11 protein-coding genes are annotated in these 16599 nt (G+C 58.9%); 6 read left to right on the top strand and 5 right to left on the bottom strand.

The genetic code is table 11. From position 1 onward, the window contains the following. Window positions 1–3 precede the first annotated feature (3 nt). On the bottom strand, window positions 4–1641 hold the full coding sequence (locus AC1Q7H_RS36910) for an AMP-binding protein (protein WP_492316583.1): 1638 nt from the start codon (window positions 1639–1641) through the stop codon (window positions 4–6). A 76-nt stretch (window positions 1642–1717) separates the two neighbouring features. Then, window positions 1718–2974 carry an alpha/beta hydrolase gene (locus AC1Q7H_RS36905; protein ID WP_492316584.1) on the bottom strand — a complete coding sequence of 419 codons (1257 nt, stop codon included), beginning with the start codon at window positions 2972–2974 and terminating at the stop codon, window positions 1718–1720. A 146-nt stretch (window positions 2975–3120) separates the two neighbouring features. On the opposite strand from AC1Q7H_RS36905, the gene AC1Q7H_RS36900 reads away from it, so the two are divergent. Next, window positions 3121–3930: a TetR/AcrR family transcriptional regulator gene (locus tag AC1Q7H_RS36900; protein ID WP_492316585.1), complete on the top strand. Its 810-nt coding sequence runs from the start codon at window positions 3121–3123 to the stop codon at window positions 3928–3930. Here the strand turns inward: AC1Q7H_RS36900 and AC1Q7H_RS36895 are convergent. After that, complete coding sequence (locus AC1Q7H_RS36895) at window positions 3927–5153, bottom strand: OmpP1/FadL family transporter (RefSeq protein ID WP_492316586.1); 1227 nt, start codon at window positions 5151–5153, stop codon at window positions 3927–3929. The genes AC1Q7H_RS36900 and AC1Q7H_RS36895 overlap by 4 nt on opposite strands. A 1185-nt stretch (window positions 5154–6338) precedes the next feature. On the opposite strand from AC1Q7H_RS36895, the gene AC1Q7H_RS36890 reads away from it, so the two are divergent. After that, window positions 6339–7298 (top strand): IS5 family transposase, encoded by a 960-nt coding sequence (locus tag AC1Q7H_RS36890; RefSeq protein ID WP_492316587.1) that lies wholly within the window; start codon window positions 6339–6341, stop codon window positions 7296–7298. 226 nt (window positions 7299–7524) lie between these two features. Here AC1Q7H_RS36890 and AC1Q7H_RS36885 read toward each other — a convergent pair whose 3' ends face one another. Then, window positions 7525–10428, bottom strand: coding sequence for a Tn3 family transposase (locus AC1Q7H_RS36885; RefSeq protein ID WP_492316588.1), 2904 nt, complete (start codon window positions 10426–10428; stop codon window positions 7525–7527). 376 nt (window positions 10429–10804) lie between these two features. Next, window positions 10805–11281, bottom strand: a complete 477-nt coding sequence (locus tag AC1Q7H_RS36880) for a TniQ family protein (protein WP_492316589.1) — start codon at window positions 11279–11281, stop codon at window positions 10805–10807. A 1530-nt stretch (window positions 11282–12811) separates the two neighbouring features. On the opposite strand from AC1Q7H_RS36880, the gene AC1Q7H_RS36875 reads away from it, so the two are divergent. The 4 genes from AC1Q7H_RS36875 to AC1Q7H_RS36860 all read left to right on the top strand — a co-directional run. Next, window positions 12812–14116 carry a cytochrome P450 gene (locus AC1Q7H_RS36875; RefSeq protein WP_284494925.1) on the top strand — a complete coding sequence of 435 codons (1305 nt, stop codon included), beginning with the start codon at window positions 12812–12814 and terminating at the stop codon, window positions 14114–14116. A 19-nt stretch (window positions 14117–14135) separates the two neighbouring features. After that, on the top strand, window positions 14136–14333 hold the full coding sequence (locus AC1Q7H_RS36870) for a ferredoxin (RefSeq protein ID WP_492316590.1): 198 nt from the start codon (window positions 14136–14138) through the stop codon (window positions 14331–14333). After that, a complete protein-coding gene (locus AC1Q7H_RS36865) occupies window positions 14333–15529 on the top strand; it encodes an NAD(P)/FAD-dependent oxidoreductase (protein ID WP_284494927.1) in 1197 nt (398 codons plus the stop codon). The genes AC1Q7H_RS36870 and AC1Q7H_RS36865 overlap by 1 nt, the downstream gene beginning before the upstream one ends. 31 nt (window positions 15530–15560) lie before the next feature. Next, window positions 15561–16599, top strand: a 1039-nt coding sequence (locus AC1Q7H_RS36860) for a Bug family tripartite tricarboxylate transporter substrate binding protein (RefSeq protein ID WP_492382341.1), incomplete at its 3' end; no start/stop codon positions are given.

The raw sequence follows: 16599 nt of genomic DNA, 5'->3' as shown, positions 1-16599 counted from the left end.
GAGTCAGTTATTAGGGATGACGAGCCGGGCGACGTAATCGCGCAATCCCTGCCGGCTGAGCTTTCCGGATGCGGTAAGCGGGAATTCCGAGACGACCTCGATGCGTTCTGGCCACTTGAACTTCGCCATGCCGTACTCCTGCAGGTAGGCACCCAAGTCCTTCACGGTGGGGGTGGTGAATCCCTCGCGCAGGATGAGCACCGCGCACAGGCGCTCGTCATAGACGGGATCGGGATAGGGAACGGCGACGACCGCGGCCACTGCCGGATGCCCGGCAACGGCCATCTCGACTTCTTCACAGTTGATCTTTTCGCCGGCGCGGCTGACCAAGTCCTTCAGACGGCCACAGAAGACGTAGTAGATCTTGTCGCCGATGCTCTTCGCCTGCATCAGGTCACCCGACTTGTAGTAGCCGTCGCTGGTGAAAGTTTCGCGGTTGCGTTCCTCGGCCTTGTAATAGCCGTGGATCGTGTATGGTCCTTTGAAGGCCGGCTCGCCAATTTCGCCCGGCGCAGCGGTAGTCTCCGTGCCCGGCACAAGGATCCGCACTTCGTCCCATGTGCTCACAGGCCTGCCGTTAGTGGTATCCAGCGCTTCGGCAGGATCTTCCGCGTGGGTGAACATGATCACCCCTTCCGTGATGCCGAAGATGTGATAGACAGCCACACCGAGCAGTGCACGGAGCTTTGGCGCGCTGTTGGCCGCAATCACGCCGCGTGCGTTCGACAAGTCGATGCGCCCCGTCTTGATCGCGGACTCGATGCGAGCGACGATGGGTCCGCCCAGCATCAGCCACGTAGGCTTCGTGGTCTCGATTAGCGAAATGAGCGTCTCTGGGTGCAGGTCCGGTGCGACGGTGACGGTACCGCCGCGCATCAGGATCGGTCCGAAGCAGCACCCCATGTTGAGGTTGTGCACCATTGGTTGCGGCATGAACAAGACATCGTCCGACCGGTAGCCGAGCCAATCCGCTACCGCACGCATGTTGTAGAGATACTCGTTGTGGAATCGGGGGATGATCTTCGGCACGCCGGTCGTCCCGCCCGAAAGCTGGAACACCGCGACCTGGAACGGATCCAGCACCACCTCTTCGAGTCGCGCCAACGCCTGCGCCTCGCTGACCGATTCGATTAGCTGCTCCAGATGCAGCACGCCGGTCTGCGGTTCGCCACGTGCCTGAAGGATCCATTTCAGCGATGGCGTTGCGTCACGCATCTTGCGTGCAAATGCGATGCCGTCGAATTTCGGATCGTCTCCTTGGACAATATGCAGCTTGGCCTCGGCAAGATTAGCGAGGTAGCCAATTTCGCGTTCGCGATGCGCCGCCAGCGTGCAGATCGGAATCAGGCCAGCCTTAAGGCAGGCAAGGAACGCCATGATCAGTTGCTCGCTGTCGCCAAGCTGGAAGACAACGCGGTCGAGCGGCATGAGCCCAGTTTCCAGCAACGCCGCAGCCAGCCGGTTGGACTTCGCATCCAGCTCGGCGTAGGTCATGCGCAAACCAGGCCCGAGTAGGGCAATGTTACTTGGGTGCTCTGCGGCAGCTTTGCGGAAGCTATCGACAAGCGTCTCGAAGCCGAGCGCGCCTTCTGCAACGTAGCGCTCCAGATCCTTCTGATTCGGATAGACCACGCCCGGCATCGGGGCGGTAACACCCGGTGTTCGTGGGGCGCGGGAATGCGTTGGACCACTCACTGATGTCTCCATGTCAATCTATTTATTTGAAAGTTGCACGCAGCCAGTCGGACAGATGACGCCCTGCGATGACCTGGCCGGAGGTCTCTCCGTCATCCAGGGGCTGGCCGTGGTGATTGCCCCGCACGCGGACGTGGACTTTTTCATTGCTCCGAATGGAGGTGAAGATGTCCCCTACGTCCGCAGGAAACACGCAGTTGTCGCCGGTGTATTCGATTAGCAGCGTCGGCTGCTCGATCGCATCGGCACACTTCTCGAACGTGGCGTTCGACGAAAGGCCGGACCAGGTGGAAAGCCAAGACTCCGGCGTGACTAGGCGCGCAAAGCCAACACTGCCGAGATTCGAGACTGCGGGGTCGGCCCCCCAAAGCGACCCCACCAGCCGATCCGAGGGGTCAAGCGACAGGTCCCAGCAGCGCAGGTCCGCATCAGTGCGCCACACCTCGAAAATCGGGCCGTGGCTCGCCACAAGCTTGTCGTCCCTGTTCGGCGAGTACTTGTTACGGGCCTTGGCATCCTGCCGGCGATTGATCGCTTCGCGTGCGAGCCGGTCAATCCGTGCAACGCGCTCGCGCTGCGCCTGCCGATAGCGCAGGCGGAATTCCGGCTGATAAGTTGAGGATTCGGGCGGACGGCAAAAGCCGTTGACCTCATCGAATGGATCCAGCGCGGCATCGCAGGAGAACGGGTCGGACTCGTCGGTCACCGAAGGGTCGAGCGCATTCATGAGAAGGATGCCCTGGCCGGGGTGTGGCGACACCAACGCCACGCCGTCGGCGGTAGGCAGGTCCGCTGTCTGAAGCTGCGTGGGACGACCACCAGGTGTGTGTGTGATGCGCTGCCCGCCCGGCAGCATCGACTGCTGGTTATAGAACGCGAACAGCCCGGCGCCGCCCGAATTGCCGAGGAGAACGATGGTCTCGAAGCCCAAGGCCCGCAATTGCCGCATGCCCGCGGCGACGTCATGCAATGCGAACTCATGCTCCAGCCGCAGATCGTTTCCGATGGAGCGGGGGGCCTGCACCCAGCAGGCCCATCCCGCATCCAACACTTCGGGCACGAGGTAATGCGTCAGTACGAACTCGCGTGGATGCATGATGAAAACGACCTTGCGCTCCGCGCCGCGGGAAAACAATACCCCGAGCGTCGCTTGGCCGTCGGAGGTGATCAGCGGGTAAGGCCGGGTGGAATAGGTCGACGGCATCCGCGCTGCATTCCAAGATGCTCCGCGCAAACCGGCCGTGATCGCTACTTTCCCGCCAAAATTCTGGGACTTCATTCGGACTCCATCTGACTGCTTGTTCCGAGCTTGCTTCTCAGCACTCCCGGTAATTGACGTACCATCAATTCTATGACTGAAGATTAGTGTTAGAGTTGACGGTGCGTCAAATAAAATTTGAACTTCCTCTCGTTTACCCTGATGCCATGAAGACGCTTAACCAGAACACCAGTGAAGTCACACCCACAAAGGTCTCGCGAGCTGGCCGCCGGCCCAAGGGCGACGGTTCAAGCGGCCCAGAGTTGTCGCGCGATGCAGTAATCCAGTGCGCGGTGACGCTGGCACGGCGCGAATCGCTCGACGAGGTGTCGATTGCGCGCGTGGCTCGAGAACTTGGCGTCGTAACCGGTCTCATCCATTACTACATCGGTAACCGTAGTGATCTATTAAGCACAGTCATCAATGCGGCGATAAAGGACCGACTTGCATCTCTTCCTCCTGTAGTCGGTGACTGGCGAGTCGATCTACTCGCCCTCGCTCAGTCAAGCCTGGAGTCCTATGCACGCTGGCCCGGATTGGCCACGTATATCGCCACGCAGAACCGGTTCCGGCTGTTTCAACGGGTGCAGCCTGGCGAAACAGACTACGGTCTTGCCTACTTCGATCACGTGGGCCGGATTTTTCAGCAAGGAGGCTTCACAAAAACTCAGGGCGCTCTGGGCTACCACCTGCTGATGCTCTTCGTGACAAGCATGGCCGCCGAAAGCGCCCATCATCAGGCGCCCGCCGAGCATAGAGACTTCATCCTTGGATACGTGTCCGGCTTCAATAGCGAGAACATTCCGGGCGCCTCATACCTCGCGGGCTCGTTCGCAGAACTGGATAGCCCCACGACCTTCGATGCAGGTATGCAATTGCTACTCACAGGATTTGAAGGTTGGCTGGCGTCGAACGCGCCGCAGCGCGCTCCACGCCGAACCGGCAAGTCGCGGCGCGCTACGTCCGAGGAGGCCTAGAATTTGTAGGTATAGCCCAGCGTGTACGCCTGGTAGTTCGAGCTGATATTAGTGCCGGTGCTCGGCCCGGTACCGGCAATGGAGCGAGGAATCCCGTATTCGAATGCGCCAGTGATCGCGCTCTTCTTGTCGATGTTGTAGGTGAAGCCTGCCGTGACCGCACGTGTGCTGATTCCCGGCCCGTACACATTGGCGAGCGTGTGGTCGGAGTCAAAGTAGGAACTTGCGGCGCTATAGCCGGCGCGCACCGTCCATCGACTATTAATTTCGTACGCTGCGCCAAAGCGAACCACGTTCTGGTCGTGCCAATTGAAGCTGGATGGCATGTTGTACCCTGCGGCCTTCCCCCACTCGATATGAAGGTAGTCCAATCCAAACGTTAAACGCGGGAGCGGGCGAACCGCAACACCAATGCCGTACCGGGATGGGCTGTCGATGTGGCCACCGCTCTCGGCCAGTACGTCATTCTTGTATCCCGAAAGGGAACTGAATCGCGTCTTGGTGAAATAAGTCAGGCCAAGCGACATCATGGGGAGGGGCGTCCATAGCGCACCAAAGCCCGCGCCGATTCCTCCTGCCCACGAATTGCCGTGGCTCGGAACGGGCTGCAATGACCCTGTCGAGCCGGGCGCCAGGACACCATTAATGCGAAATTGCTGGATCCCGAGCACGAGGGACGCGCCGACGGATAGATTGTTCAATGGCTTGTACGTGACCGTGGGACTGATATTAACGATCGCCAGGTGTGTCTTCGCCTCTTGAGCGCCCGGCACGGGAAGCACGGGCTCACCATAATGGGATGCGACGCCAACCCCTGTTACGGCGACACCAAAGGTCCACTGCGGTGAGATCTGGTAGTTCAGTCCCAACCCTGGCGATGGAATGATGACGCGGGAATACAGGTGGTTATCGGTCGATCCGAATGTCGAATCCGCGGCGATGGGCAGCACGAAGCCGAACACATCGACTCTCGAACCCACTTCAGCCATACCAGCGGGATTGTCGGCTGCTACTGTCGCATCCTGCGGTAGGGCTATCGAGACGCCCCCCATTCCTGAACTCATAGGGCCGCTACCGGACAGGTAGATGCCATTGAATGCTTCGGCAGTGGACATCGCAAAGACCATTGCCGAGAGCGATACCACTGCTACCCCGCCGCGCAACACTCCTGACTTCATCGCCATCTCCTCTATTGTTTTTTTATGGGCCAACACCGCCTGCATTTCTGCTGGTTGGCATGAGCTTTCAGGCGCGCTCCAGACTTGACACTTCGCGGTATTGCCTGGAACTGCCACGAGCAGCCGTGAGCATGCCCGCGGAGGACACCATGAATTGACGCACCATCAATTGTGCTGTAATTTAGCACGAATTGATGGTTCGTCAATAAAGATCGAGGGAGTGGAAACCCTTACCGTGCATTACTACAGAGCCGGCCACAGCAGACGTCCCGCGACGCCCGTATCAGCCAAGCGTGCATACGAAGCGATCGGCGGGAATGCCGCCCGTAAAGAGATGGCGCCCGAGCCACATGGAACGCTCGCTTCACACAGGCATCCGGGATTGACCATCCAGGATCGCGAGTTCTGCGGAAACATTCAAAACGCGCGACACGTCCCTTGTTAGACCACCACTTGCAGTCAAAATAGCGTGTACCGTTTCTCTCCGTGCTTCGAAGGCAGCAAGAAGGGAACGAAATGCCTCCGACTCCGAAGGGTCACCTTGTCAGACAAGTCTTCGACTGCGATCTTGATGCAGTGGGGCATCCAGCACGCCCCCTCTCTGCGATGCAAGCCTGATGCTCGAAACCAAAAGCAATCGCGCTCGCACATAGCCTCATTCGCCGATGCCAGCCCCAATGCGGTTTGGTCAGAGAACATGGCCCCAACCTGCCGGAACTGGTCCCGCACCCAAGACTGCACGGGATCGGATTGCTGATACTCATGCCACTGCATCACTTCGATCAAAGGCGAGACGCGAAGCGGCCAGTGTTGCGCAGCCCAGTTTGCCAGGCGGGTTGGCAGCGTTCCTATTCGCCCTGTTCCGACAATGCGCTGAGGGATTTGCGTGAAGGTCGAGACCCAGATCTCGACGCGCCGCGTCAGATTGTGATCCTTGAGAAATTTTTCGTCTAACGCCTTGACGCGTCCCACCCCCCACTGTGCGACCACGTGCCCGAGTGCCAGATACTGGGCCAAAGAAAAGCTAACGTATCACCGATGTTGTGATTTCCCTCCCACAACACACAGGAAAAAGTGTCCTTGAAAAGCGGTTCGGATGGATGGTCCGAGGGGCGTTGTTGCATAAATCCGGGTGTCTGGTTGGGCCCTGACGTTTACGCGCAACGGTCTGGGCGGCGCCCCTGTTAACTCTTCGGGTAACTGCGTAGATTCTCGATTTTTGCCCGAGAGATGCGCAAGGACGAACACAAGCGGGAAGAGCCAAAGGGGATCTACCGTGTCAGGAACTGGGCAAAGTACAACGCAGGCTTGATCGCGAGAGGCGACGTCACGATGTGGATCGATGAAAGCGTGATGAATGCAGCGCCCGAGGCGGCGTCGCCCAGGCGTGGCCGGCCACACGTCTACTCGGACGCGGCGATTCAGATGCTGCTCGGAATCAAGCAGGTGTACCGTCTGCCGTTGCGTGCGCTGCAGGGCTTTGCACATAGCCTTCGCAAGCTCGCCTTCGCCGATTTGCCAGTCCCGAACTACACGACTCTGAGTCGCCGCGCGCAGGATCTGAACGTGGTGCTGCCGGTGCAGCGCGCCAGTCAGTCGCTGCATCTGGTGGTCGACAGCACTGGCCTGAAGGTATTCGGCGAGGGCGAGTGGAAGGTGCGCAAGCACGGCTACTCGAAGCGGCGCACCTGGCGCAAGGTGCATCTGGCGATGGACGCCAAGACCGGCCAGGTAAGCGCAGCTTTGATGACACATCAGGACGTTGGCGACGCTGACGTGTTGCCCGAGTTGCTCGATCAAATCCCCACCGATACGCCAATCGACATTATCGGTGGCGATGGCGCATACGACACGAAGCAATGCCACGCGGCGATTGCTGCGCGAGGCGCGCAACCGTCGATTCCGCCGCGTGAGGGAGCGATGCCATGGCCGCAGACCACGTCCGGTGCGGTCTGGCGCAACGAGGCCATTGACGCCATTGCCCGAAGTGGCAGGCGCGAATGGAAGACGTCCAGCGGCTATCACCGGCGTTCGCTGGTCGAGAACTTGATGTACCGGCTCAAGACACTCACGGGTAATCGCTTGTGGGCGCGTGATGTCGGGGCCCAGGCGGCCGAGGTGGCGATCCGCGTCGGCGTACTCAACCGCATGGCGGCCCTTGCACGCCCGCAGTCCGTCCGCATCGCCTGAATTCATCAGCACGGGAAACCTTTGTTTTCAGATCTGATTTATGCAACAACGCCGGTCCGAGGTAATCCATTTCCGGTCGCCAGCATTGGCCGATGGCAGCAACTGCCGATCTGAATTGCTGCCCGGCGCCGCATTCCAAGCGAGCTCATCGGCCAACAGAGTACAGCCTGCCAATGCGGGGCTGTTCTCGCCAAGTCTAGTGCCTCTTGATGCGAAGAGCTGTGGGTTATGCCGTGCGCCACTGCGACAGCGGCTCCGCGCGCGCCGCACTCGGCAGCAGCCGATGAGCGTAGCGAGCAATCGGGAAGTCGAAAGTGCCGCGCAAGTTGATGCCTTCCAGGTGTGTCGGCGCAATCTGGCGCAGATCTTCGGCACGCATGACTTCGCCGCCGATGGCCTCAATCGCATCCAGCGCGCGCTGCATGTGCAGCGTATTCCAGGCCATCACGGCATTGGACAGCAAAGTCAGGGCTGACGACACCGCCGCCAGGGACGCATCGTGCCGGGTCAGTTCGACCGGAATCTTGCCGTAGTGGATGGCACGCTGCACCGTGTGGACCGCTTCGCCTCGGTTCAAGGCATGCTGCATCTCATGGCGGAACGCGGGAATGGTGAAATAGTCAATCAGAAAGATGGAGCGAAACAGCCGACCGAGATGAACGCCCGCTTCATAAACGGGCTGGCCCTTTGCCGCCGCGCCAAAGCGCGTGAGCGCCTGGACCGCCGTGCATTGCCCGCTCTGCACCGATGTCGCGATCCGGACCAGCTCATCCCACGCGCGTTCGATCAGATCCAGCCGGACATCCGCGTCCGTCACCGCAGCCAGTTCGCTCGGGATGTCATGATCCCTGGGGACATGCAGACGGCGGTCTCGCAGATGAGCCAGTCGCGGACAAAGATCAAAGCCTAGCAGCCGGGACAGGCTCGTGGCGAAGTCGGTGAAGCCATGGGTATCGACCGCCAGCTGTGCCACGTCCTCCGATCCGCTCTGGCGGATGACGCCCTCGATGGCCGCGCCGGCCTGCCGCTCGTTCAGCAGGATCGGCTGGTCGTAGAAGATGCCCCAGCGGTCACGGACATGCGTGTACATGCCGATCGATGCAGTGCGCCGGCGCGGATCGGCCCGTGCCCGCCAGACTGTGCGCGTGGTCTCCAGCGACATCATGTCCGACGACGCCAGATCGGCGCGTCCCCAGTGCTGGGCGATCGAGTGCTGATGCATGAAGGCGAGCACGGCATCCGCGGCCTGGCGCAGTTTGCGCTCGTCGGCGATGCGATGCATCATTTGCCGGATCGCGCTGGGCGACAATTCCGGCACCATGCGCGCGAGGTCGGCGGCCGACATCGACGTGCCGTGCGCCAGTACCGCGGCGTAGACCATTAGCAGCTCACTGCGCGAATGGGGCTCCCGACCCAGCAGGAGCCAACTGAAGTGGGTGCTGCTGTCGATCTCCAGCAGGATTTCCGGCAATTGCCCACCGGGGTGCCGCTCGAACAGCGCGTGCCGCAAGGCATCGACCGACGCTTGCGGCCTCGTCGCCGCAAGAGGGTCAATGTGGATCGCGCTATCGATTTTCAGTTCCCCGCGCTGGGCGGCGTCGCGCAACTTGGCGAGCCCCGCGTCCAGATGTGCAACGACGGGCTCCAGGAATGCCTTCGCGTCCTGCGGCAGCTTGAGATGACCGTAGAAGTGGTTACGCCGGGCCTGCCAATCCTCGTTGGAGATCAGCAGTGCCGCCTGGCTACGGAAGGCAAAACTGTGATCCAGGAAGACCGGGCCGTTTCGCAGCGCCACCCGCAGTGTGGACAGCGTCCCCCATTCGAAGGCGGCCAGGGCCCGCTGGCGATCCTGGCCCTCCAACGCCGGCTGCCAGGCACGGCCCAAACGAACCACGACTTTGTCGGGAAGCCAGTCGGCCCTGCGTGCATAGAGCTTGCGCAACACCTCCATCGCCTCGATCACCGGGTGGGCCGACTGGGCGGCGAAGGGTAGGCGAACCAGCCTGCCCAACATGGCCCGGGCTTGCCGGTGCCGTGACAGCAATTGCGCACGGATCAGGCCGGCACGGCTTCGCTGATTCTGGCCAGTCGCCGCATCGGCGAGGGTCTCTAGCTGTTGGCCGAGTGCTTCCCGTGTCAGCGTTGAGTCGGCGACCAGCGCTTTGACGGCTGCCGCGAATTCCCGCAGTTTGGCGCCAGGGTCCGGTCGGCCCGCATCGATCAGGCGTCCGGCGTCATTGACGGATTTCTGAATCCAATGCCGCAGCATGGACGACATCTGGTCCGTGGCGGAACATAAGGCATAACGCAGGAAGCACGCTGCTTCCAGGCGGCGAGACTGCTGCGCGATTCGCTTGCTGACCGAGGCCGGGCGATTGGCGCAGCGCCGCGCATAGTGGCGCACCACCGCCTCATTGCAGGTCGCCGGCCAGCCGTTGTGGATGCCCAGTTTGTACAGACGGTCGATCTTGTCGAACAACTCGCCCATCTGATGCGTCGAGTTGCCCAGCGGGACAGCCCAAAGCCATTGCTGGAGGCTCGCGCGGTCGCCTTCCGGACGCGGTAGTAACGTACCCCACGCATCCAGGGAGGCCTCGCCATAGGCCTGTACCAGCGCGTCAGCCAGTGCCGCCTCGGAGGCCTCCACAGCCTGGCTGATCAGCCGCTTCAGCGCCCGGTCATGCGGAATCAGAATGCGATGCTCGTACAGCCTGCGCTTCAACTCGTGCAGCAGATCACTGCGGCTCGGCTGGCCCGCCAGCCGCTCCTTGAGCCAGCGCGTCACGTAGCGACGCTGATGCTCGGCCATCGGGCTGAACCCGAGGGCCTGGTAGGCCAGCATCTGGTGGTCGATCAGGGTATCGGTGCGCCCGTCATAGAGGGCGCCCAGCGTACCCATATCCGGCGGAGTGACGCCGATCTGCGCGCCGACGTAGGCCCAGAGAAACTTGGGCACCTGTTTGTAGGCATCGAGGGTGCGCCCCGTCATGCGGACAAAGCCGATGTGAACCGCGCAGGCCAGCCGGTACAGGTGTCGGCGCCGGGCGTCGATCAGGCCTCGTTCCTTAGCGGAGAAGGTGAAGAACGTGGCAAGCTCGAACTCGCTGAGTTCGCGCGGAATCTGCCGCATGCCGAGATACGCCAGTTGCCAGTAGTCCCTCGCGCTTTCTCCCGAGCGTGAGACGGACCGCCGAGAGTAGCGGCAATGAGACTGGAGCGCAACGTATCGACCGGGAAAGTGCCGTATTAAGCAATCGCCTCAACAAAAAATGGCAGACAGCAACCCATTGATTTATTTTGAGTTTTTATCCATCCACTAGCCGGAAACCCGCATGAATGCTAGGTGTCGCTACTCCGGTAAACTGCACCAAAATCAAAGGGACCCCTGTTAGCTCGCATTTGTGCGGTTGCAGGTCAAACTTAGCGATTAATTGCATTTTAAACTCGGCGTATCAGCTGCTGCGCCGGTGTTGAAGATCGTCATTCGTGCGAGCCACGCTCAACATTCATGCGACCGTAGCATTTTTTCGCTCAGCATTCGTGCGACTGTATCTTTCCCATGCGAAAAGGTCCCAGTGGGGCGTTGCGTGCGCTCTTCGAAGCAGTTGATTAAAGTTACCAAGGTAATAGAGATTCCAGTACCAGGTCGTTTCAAGCTTGCCGGGATGTTGCACGCAGATTGAAAAGGCCGGATCCAGCCACTCGAGTCTCCAGAATGGCGAACCGACATCGGCAGGATTCAGGATCAAACAGGGATAGCAGTACGGTAAGCGACGTCTTTCGTAGATCCAACCGATTGGGGTCTGCATAGCTCTCAGGCAATCCACGCTCACGCGGGTTAGCTGTGAGAGACGTTCCAAGGTCTCGATCGGCACTGGCGGAAACAGTAGCCATTTCCTTTGCGTCAGGGTTGGCATCGGACCGAGATCGGCGTGCGTCCAAAGCTGTTCGACCGTTGGTGTACTTTCCAGCGAGTCGTCCAAGCCAGCCTCCAAATGCCTCCCCATCAAAGGGACGCGGTGCAACGGGCCACGGCCTCGGCCGGTTAGAGCATGCAGCTCCGGGCGTGTTCAATGTGGCAGACATCGATCATTTTCCGTCCATCGCGGATCGCAAGCTCAGTGGCAGAATTCAAAAGCCGCGAGACCTCACCGGTCAAGCCTCCGCTCGACGTGGGAATCTCCACTCTGGCACAGCGATGCCTGACGGGTGGGGGCGTCCATCCCATTAACGCCGATGGCTTTGCATCGATTTTTATCTCCGCGGTTATAAGCAATTCCTGCTTTCTTAAAAAAGACTGGCAGCGCGCTCGCTCTGATGATGACGATATTAGGTAGCCAACCTATGTTAAAAAAATAATCGTTTTACCCTTGCCATGGGTCGACCCGGCGCATGTCCGTGTGGCGTTTGAAGCTCTTCAACGTTTGTCTTGACATTCAGCAACTGCCGTCTAGCATCTATGTAATCGATTGCATCTTGAATGGGACCCAGCCTAGGTACCGGGTGTGGACGGGTGAGGAAGCTGTAATAGCCGTATCCGCTTTTTTGCAAGTGCCCTATCTAAAGTTCGCCCTCTCAATTGGGAGGTAGTTATATGTCACTGATGTCAGCATTGCGCAGAGCGCTTAAAAAACATGCCGCACAGAAAGAGCGCTTTCGGTTCATGTCGATGTTTGAGTACCTCAATAACGAGCTTGGGGAGAGCTGGGGCCTATTTGTATGATTTTTGCCGATCTTCATCCCCCGCTTGATGGAGAAGCTACTGAATCGTTGTCGCTCAGCTTTAGCGCTTGTTCGCCCTATATCCAGTCGTTTGGCATAGGCTTCCACTGTCTGTCCCCCTTCGACGCAAAATAACAAGGGCTGGTCGCCCAGCCAGTGAACCTGTGCTGCCGGGAGCGACGGTGTTGCACGGTTCGCGTCTTGCTACCCAGGCTTGGCCGCCCATGACATCACTGCCCTCGGCAACGCCGCACGTCTGACCGTTTGACCAGATGCGCCGTATGTCCGAGTCGCTTCGTGCACCTCGAAGCCCATGATCTTGCGGCTTTACACGTCCAGACCCAGACATGGGTAAGGGACAACCGCTCAGCGACCTCTGCCGGCAGATAGATCATGCCCAGCGCCAAAGTTGGCCTACCCGCGTGCGAGGTGGATCGACGGCTTTCGCGCGTCTTGGGCACCCGGTCTGCCGTCAGCATGCGCGTCCCGAAGCTCAAACCGCTGGCCATCCTCTACCGGCCCCAAAAAAAACATCCCAGTGTTCGCGCACCCCGCGGGACCAGCACCCATATAGGCGGAATACCTTGACCACAGAAGGCGGCGGTCGCCTGCAAGCAGACCAGTTGGGCTTCCAGTAGTCGAACTCCGCCTTCGCCTCCCATCGTCGATCCCGCTTGAGTTCCTTGATGCGGCGGGCGATCGACCTTCCCATCGATAGGGTAAACCCCCTTTTGCGGACCATAGGTAGGCTACCTAATATGTTCTCACAATTTGCCCTCGGAGATATGTCCATGACGGACCCCCTCACTTCAATCCAGTCGTCTGGTGCAGACGCGCGCTGCCCGTTTCAAGCTGCTTCAAGCGCTGCGCAGTCCTCGTGTCCTTTCCACGCTGAAGGTAGCGGCAGCATCCCCGATTTCCCTCCCGATCGGGTTGACCCCTTGGCGCCGCCGCCGGTGTATTTCCAGATGCAACAAGGAAGCGGCTTGGGACAAGCTAAGCTCTGGGACGGAAAGATCGCTTGGCTCATCACTCGCTATGACGACGTCCGCTCGGTCTTGTCCGACCCACGCTTTAGTTCTGACATCACAAATCCTGGCTATCCCACTGTCAGCGCCGCAATGAAGATTGCTCGGGGTAATAACCGGACCTTCATCACCATGGATGCTCCCAAGCATGCAGAGCATCGGCGCATGCTGACAGGCGAATTCTCGATCCGAAAAATCGAGAACCTTCGTCCACGGATTCAGGCGATCGTGGACAAGCTTCTGGACGATTTCGTAAAGATGCCTCAGCCCTCCGATCTGGTGAGCGCCTTTACGTTGGCTACTCCAGCATTGGTCATCTCTGAGTTGCTTGGTGTTCCGTACGAAGATCATGACTTCTTCCAGGAACAGGCAATGATTCTGACGTCGAGTACCGCGACATTAGAAGAGGCCGTCGCCGCAAATCATGCCTTGTGCGGGGAATACCTGCGAGAACTGGTGGCGAAGAGATCGGATAACCCTGGCGACGACATCCTCAGTCGCCTTATTGTCAATCACGTACGAAAAGGCGATATCACCGAAACAGATGTTGTCTCGCTTGCCAGGCTTTTGCTGATTGCCGGACACGAGACGACGGCCAATACGACGGCAATGGGACTGCTTTTCCTCCTGCAACGACCAGATATTTGGGATGAGCTTCGGCAGGAGCCAAGCCTCATTCCAAACGCGGTGGAAGAGATTCTGCGTTTCCTGGATGTAACACATTCCGGAAAGCGCCGTGTCGCATCCGAGGATGTTGTCGTAAATGGACAATTGATTCGGGCCGGTGATCCCGTTGTAGTGCTAAGTATTTCGGCTAATCGCGACCGCACGAAATTTGAAGATCCCGATGTCTTCGACCTTCACCGTGATTCTAGAACGCAGGTCTCGTTCGGATACGGTCCGCATCAGTGCATCGGTCAACCCCTCGCGAGACTCGAAATGCAAATCATGTTCGCCTCCTTACTGGAGCGGTTGCCGGATCTTCGGCTAGCTGTGCCTGTGGAGAGCCTTGACTTCAAGCCCGATTCGCTCATGTATGGCGTTAAGGCACTGCCTGTACGCTGGTAATCCACTAAAGAGAATCACCATGAAAATCACAATCTACCCCGAAAAGTGCTGCGGTTCTGGCCAGTGTGTCGTAAATGCGCCTAATTTGTTCGACCAAAATGATGACGGAATCATCATTCTTTTGAAGGCGGACCCGTCGCCTGACCAGTACGAGTCCGCTCGCCTGGCTGCTGGCATCTGTCCAGCCCTTGCAATCGAGATTCACGAGGACCTGTAATGAATTCCCCCGAGCACATCGTAGTTGTCGGCGCATCGGCAGCCGGCATCACGGCGGCACGAGCGCTGCGTGCACAAGGCTGGGGAGGACGACTCACCCTGATCGGAAAAGAAGGTGGCATGCCCTACGATCGCCCTCCTCTTTCGAAGCGGCTGATGGCAGGCGAATGTCCGGTAGAGGCACTCAATCTGATGTCCGAAGATGGAATGAAGGCCCTAAACCTCCACTACCTCGACGGCACGTCTGCCACTGCACTGCATACTCACGACAATTCACTGCAACTCAGTGACGGCACCACACTTCACTATGATCGTTTGCTGATTGCAACCGGCGCAGACGCTCGAGTGATTCCCAACCTCAGTCAAGCAGCGAATTGCTACAGCTTGCGGAACTTGAACGACGCGCTGGCGATTCGGGAACATCTGACAGTTGGCAAGCGGATACTTGTGGTCGGTGCAGGCTTCATCGGCACAGAGTTGGCTGCGATTGCAAGAGCCAGCGGCTGTCAGGTGACCGTCATAGATAAATCCAAAACTCCCCTAGCGGCGAGAGTCGGGGATGTCGTAGGGAAGCGGATCGAGAAACTCCATGAAGCAAACGGTGTGATCTTCCACAACGATTGCGAGCTCGCAGAGGTTAAATGGCGTGACCGGATCATAACCGAAGTCCGCGTGGACACTGGGGTTGCGATTGCTTGCGATGTGATTGTTGTTGCCATCGGTGCGGCGCCCAACGTGGGGTGGTGCAGCGGTCTAACCATCCGTAGTGGTGTGGTTTGTAATCAATTTTGTGAAGCAGCCTCCAATGTCTACGCCGCCGGGGATGCTGCAGAGTGGTTTCACAAAGGCTACGGCGAGTACATGCGCATTGAGCACCGGACGAACGCGAGCGAGCAGGCGATGGCGGCGGCAAGGAACATGCTCGGCTCTCGCATCGAGTACGCTCCGCTGCCATTCTTCTGGTCAGATCAGTATCAGGTTCAGATCCACAGCTACGGACGCATCGGTCCTCAATATACCGTTGACATCGTAGAAGACGATCACCTCAAAGACGACTCCTGCATCTTTCGCTACTACCAAGGAAATACTCTGATGGGCGTTCTTAGTTGGAACGCCAGTCGAAAAGCCCGTGAGTACATTAAACCGTTGAAAGACGTGTGGACGAAGTCCGACGCATCAGCCGCGCTAGCAGGTTAAAACCTGTATTTCAAAATAACGAGGAGACAACATGAAAAAGCCCACATCGTCCATTCGCAGAGCAGTCTTGATCTGCTCCCTGTTACCCTCCATCCTTCACGCGCAACAATCTTCCACGGTGCCCGTCAAGATCTACGTCGGGTATGGACCGGGCGGCGGTACGGACGTAGTCGCGCGCGCAGTTGGCGAAGAGCTATCAAAAATGTGGAATCGCCCTGTGATCGTCGAGAATCGGCCCGGCGCAAACGGGGCGATTGCCAGCAAGGCTGTCGCACGAGCTGAACCGGACGGATCCAGCCTCCTCGTCATGCCCCCGACGTCATTGATCATCGACGCTGCCTTGCGGCCCAATATCGCTGTCGATCCAGGGAAGGAACTCACCCTCGTTAGCGGGCTTGTCACAACCCCTCTCGTTGTGGTGACCCCTGCTTCCGCACCGTATAACAATCTCGCAGATCTCATTAAGGCGGCCCGTGCTGCCAATGGGAAGTTCTCGTACGGATGGGGCAACTTGGGCATGCGCGTCGGCATCGAGGAACTCGCGCAAAAAACAGGGGTAAAGATGGCCCCCATCGGCTACAAGAGCGCGGGGCAGAGTGTCCCCGCTATCGTGTCAGGCGAGATAGACATGCTCATGATCGACATGGCGCCAATCGCACAGCTCGTAAAGGCCGGAAAGGTCAAGGCGCTTGCGGTGTCCACGCCTGAACGCTCGCATATGCTGCCAAATGTCCCTACGTTCAAGGAATCGGGTGTCGACGTCCAGCTTACTGGCTCTATCGCCCTTTATGCCCCCGCAAAGGTATCCCAAACTGTAATCAAGAAAATGCGGAGTGATGTAGCTTCGGTGTTGAAGAATACCGAACTTCGCTCTCGGATTACCGGTACGGGGATGGATGCATATGACGGGTCTCAGGAATACTTCGAGGCTTATCTTATGCAGCGCAAAAATAGCATTGAAGCAGTAATCAAGGCCGGAGATTTTAAGCTCGAGTGCGTATTCCGCGCCAAACTGGACACCCATTCCACGGCAAACTGGACACTGATTCCACGGCAATCTGGACGGCGAT

The sequence above is a fragment of the Cupriavidus sp. GW823-FHT06D04 genome (genome assembly GCF_058795055.1).
The sequence above is the reverse complement of the archived record's forward strand: the minus strand, read 5'-3'. Positions and strand labels throughout refer to the sequence as shown.

Bases quoted from the DNA above. Each gene is read 5' to 3' on its own strand.
- AC1Q7H_RS36910 (WP_492316583.1), bottom strand. From the start codon at position 1,641: ATGCCGGGCGTGGTCTATCCGAATCAGAAGGATCTGGAGCGCTACGTT.
- AC1Q7H_RS36905 (WP_492316584.1), bottom strand. From the start codon at position 2,974: ATGAAGTCCCAGAATTTTGGCGGGAAAGTAGCGATCACGGCCGGTTTG.
- AC1Q7H_RS36870 (WP_492316590.1), top strand. From the start codon at position 14,136: ATGAAAATCACAATCTACCCCGAAAAGTGCTGCGGTTCTGGCCAGTGT.
- AC1Q7H_RS36875 (WP_284494925.1), top strand. From the start codon at position 12,812: ATGACGGACCCCCTCACTTCAATCCAGTCGTCTGGTGCAGACGCGCGC.
- AC1Q7H_RS36895 (WP_492316586.1), bottom strand. From the start codon at position 5,153: ATGCAGGCGGTGTTGGCCCATAAAAAAACAATAGAGGAGATGGCGATG.
- AC1Q7H_RS36885 (WP_492316588.1), bottom strand. From the start codon at position 10,428: ATGCGGCAGATTCCGCGCGAACTCAGCGAGTTCGAGCTTGCCACGTTC.
- AC1Q7H_RS36900 (WP_492316585.1), top strand. From the start codon at position 3,121: ATGAAGACGCTTAACCAGAACACCAGTGAAGTCACACCCACAAAGGTC.
- AC1Q7H_RS36865 (WP_284494927.1), top strand. From the start codon at position 14,333: ATGAATTCCCCCGAGCACATCGTAGTTGTCGGCGCATCGGCAGCCGGC.
- AC1Q7H_RS36890 (WP_492316587.1), top strand. From the start codon at position 6,339: ATGCGCAAGGACGAACACAAGCGGGAAGAGCCAAAGGGGATCTACCGT.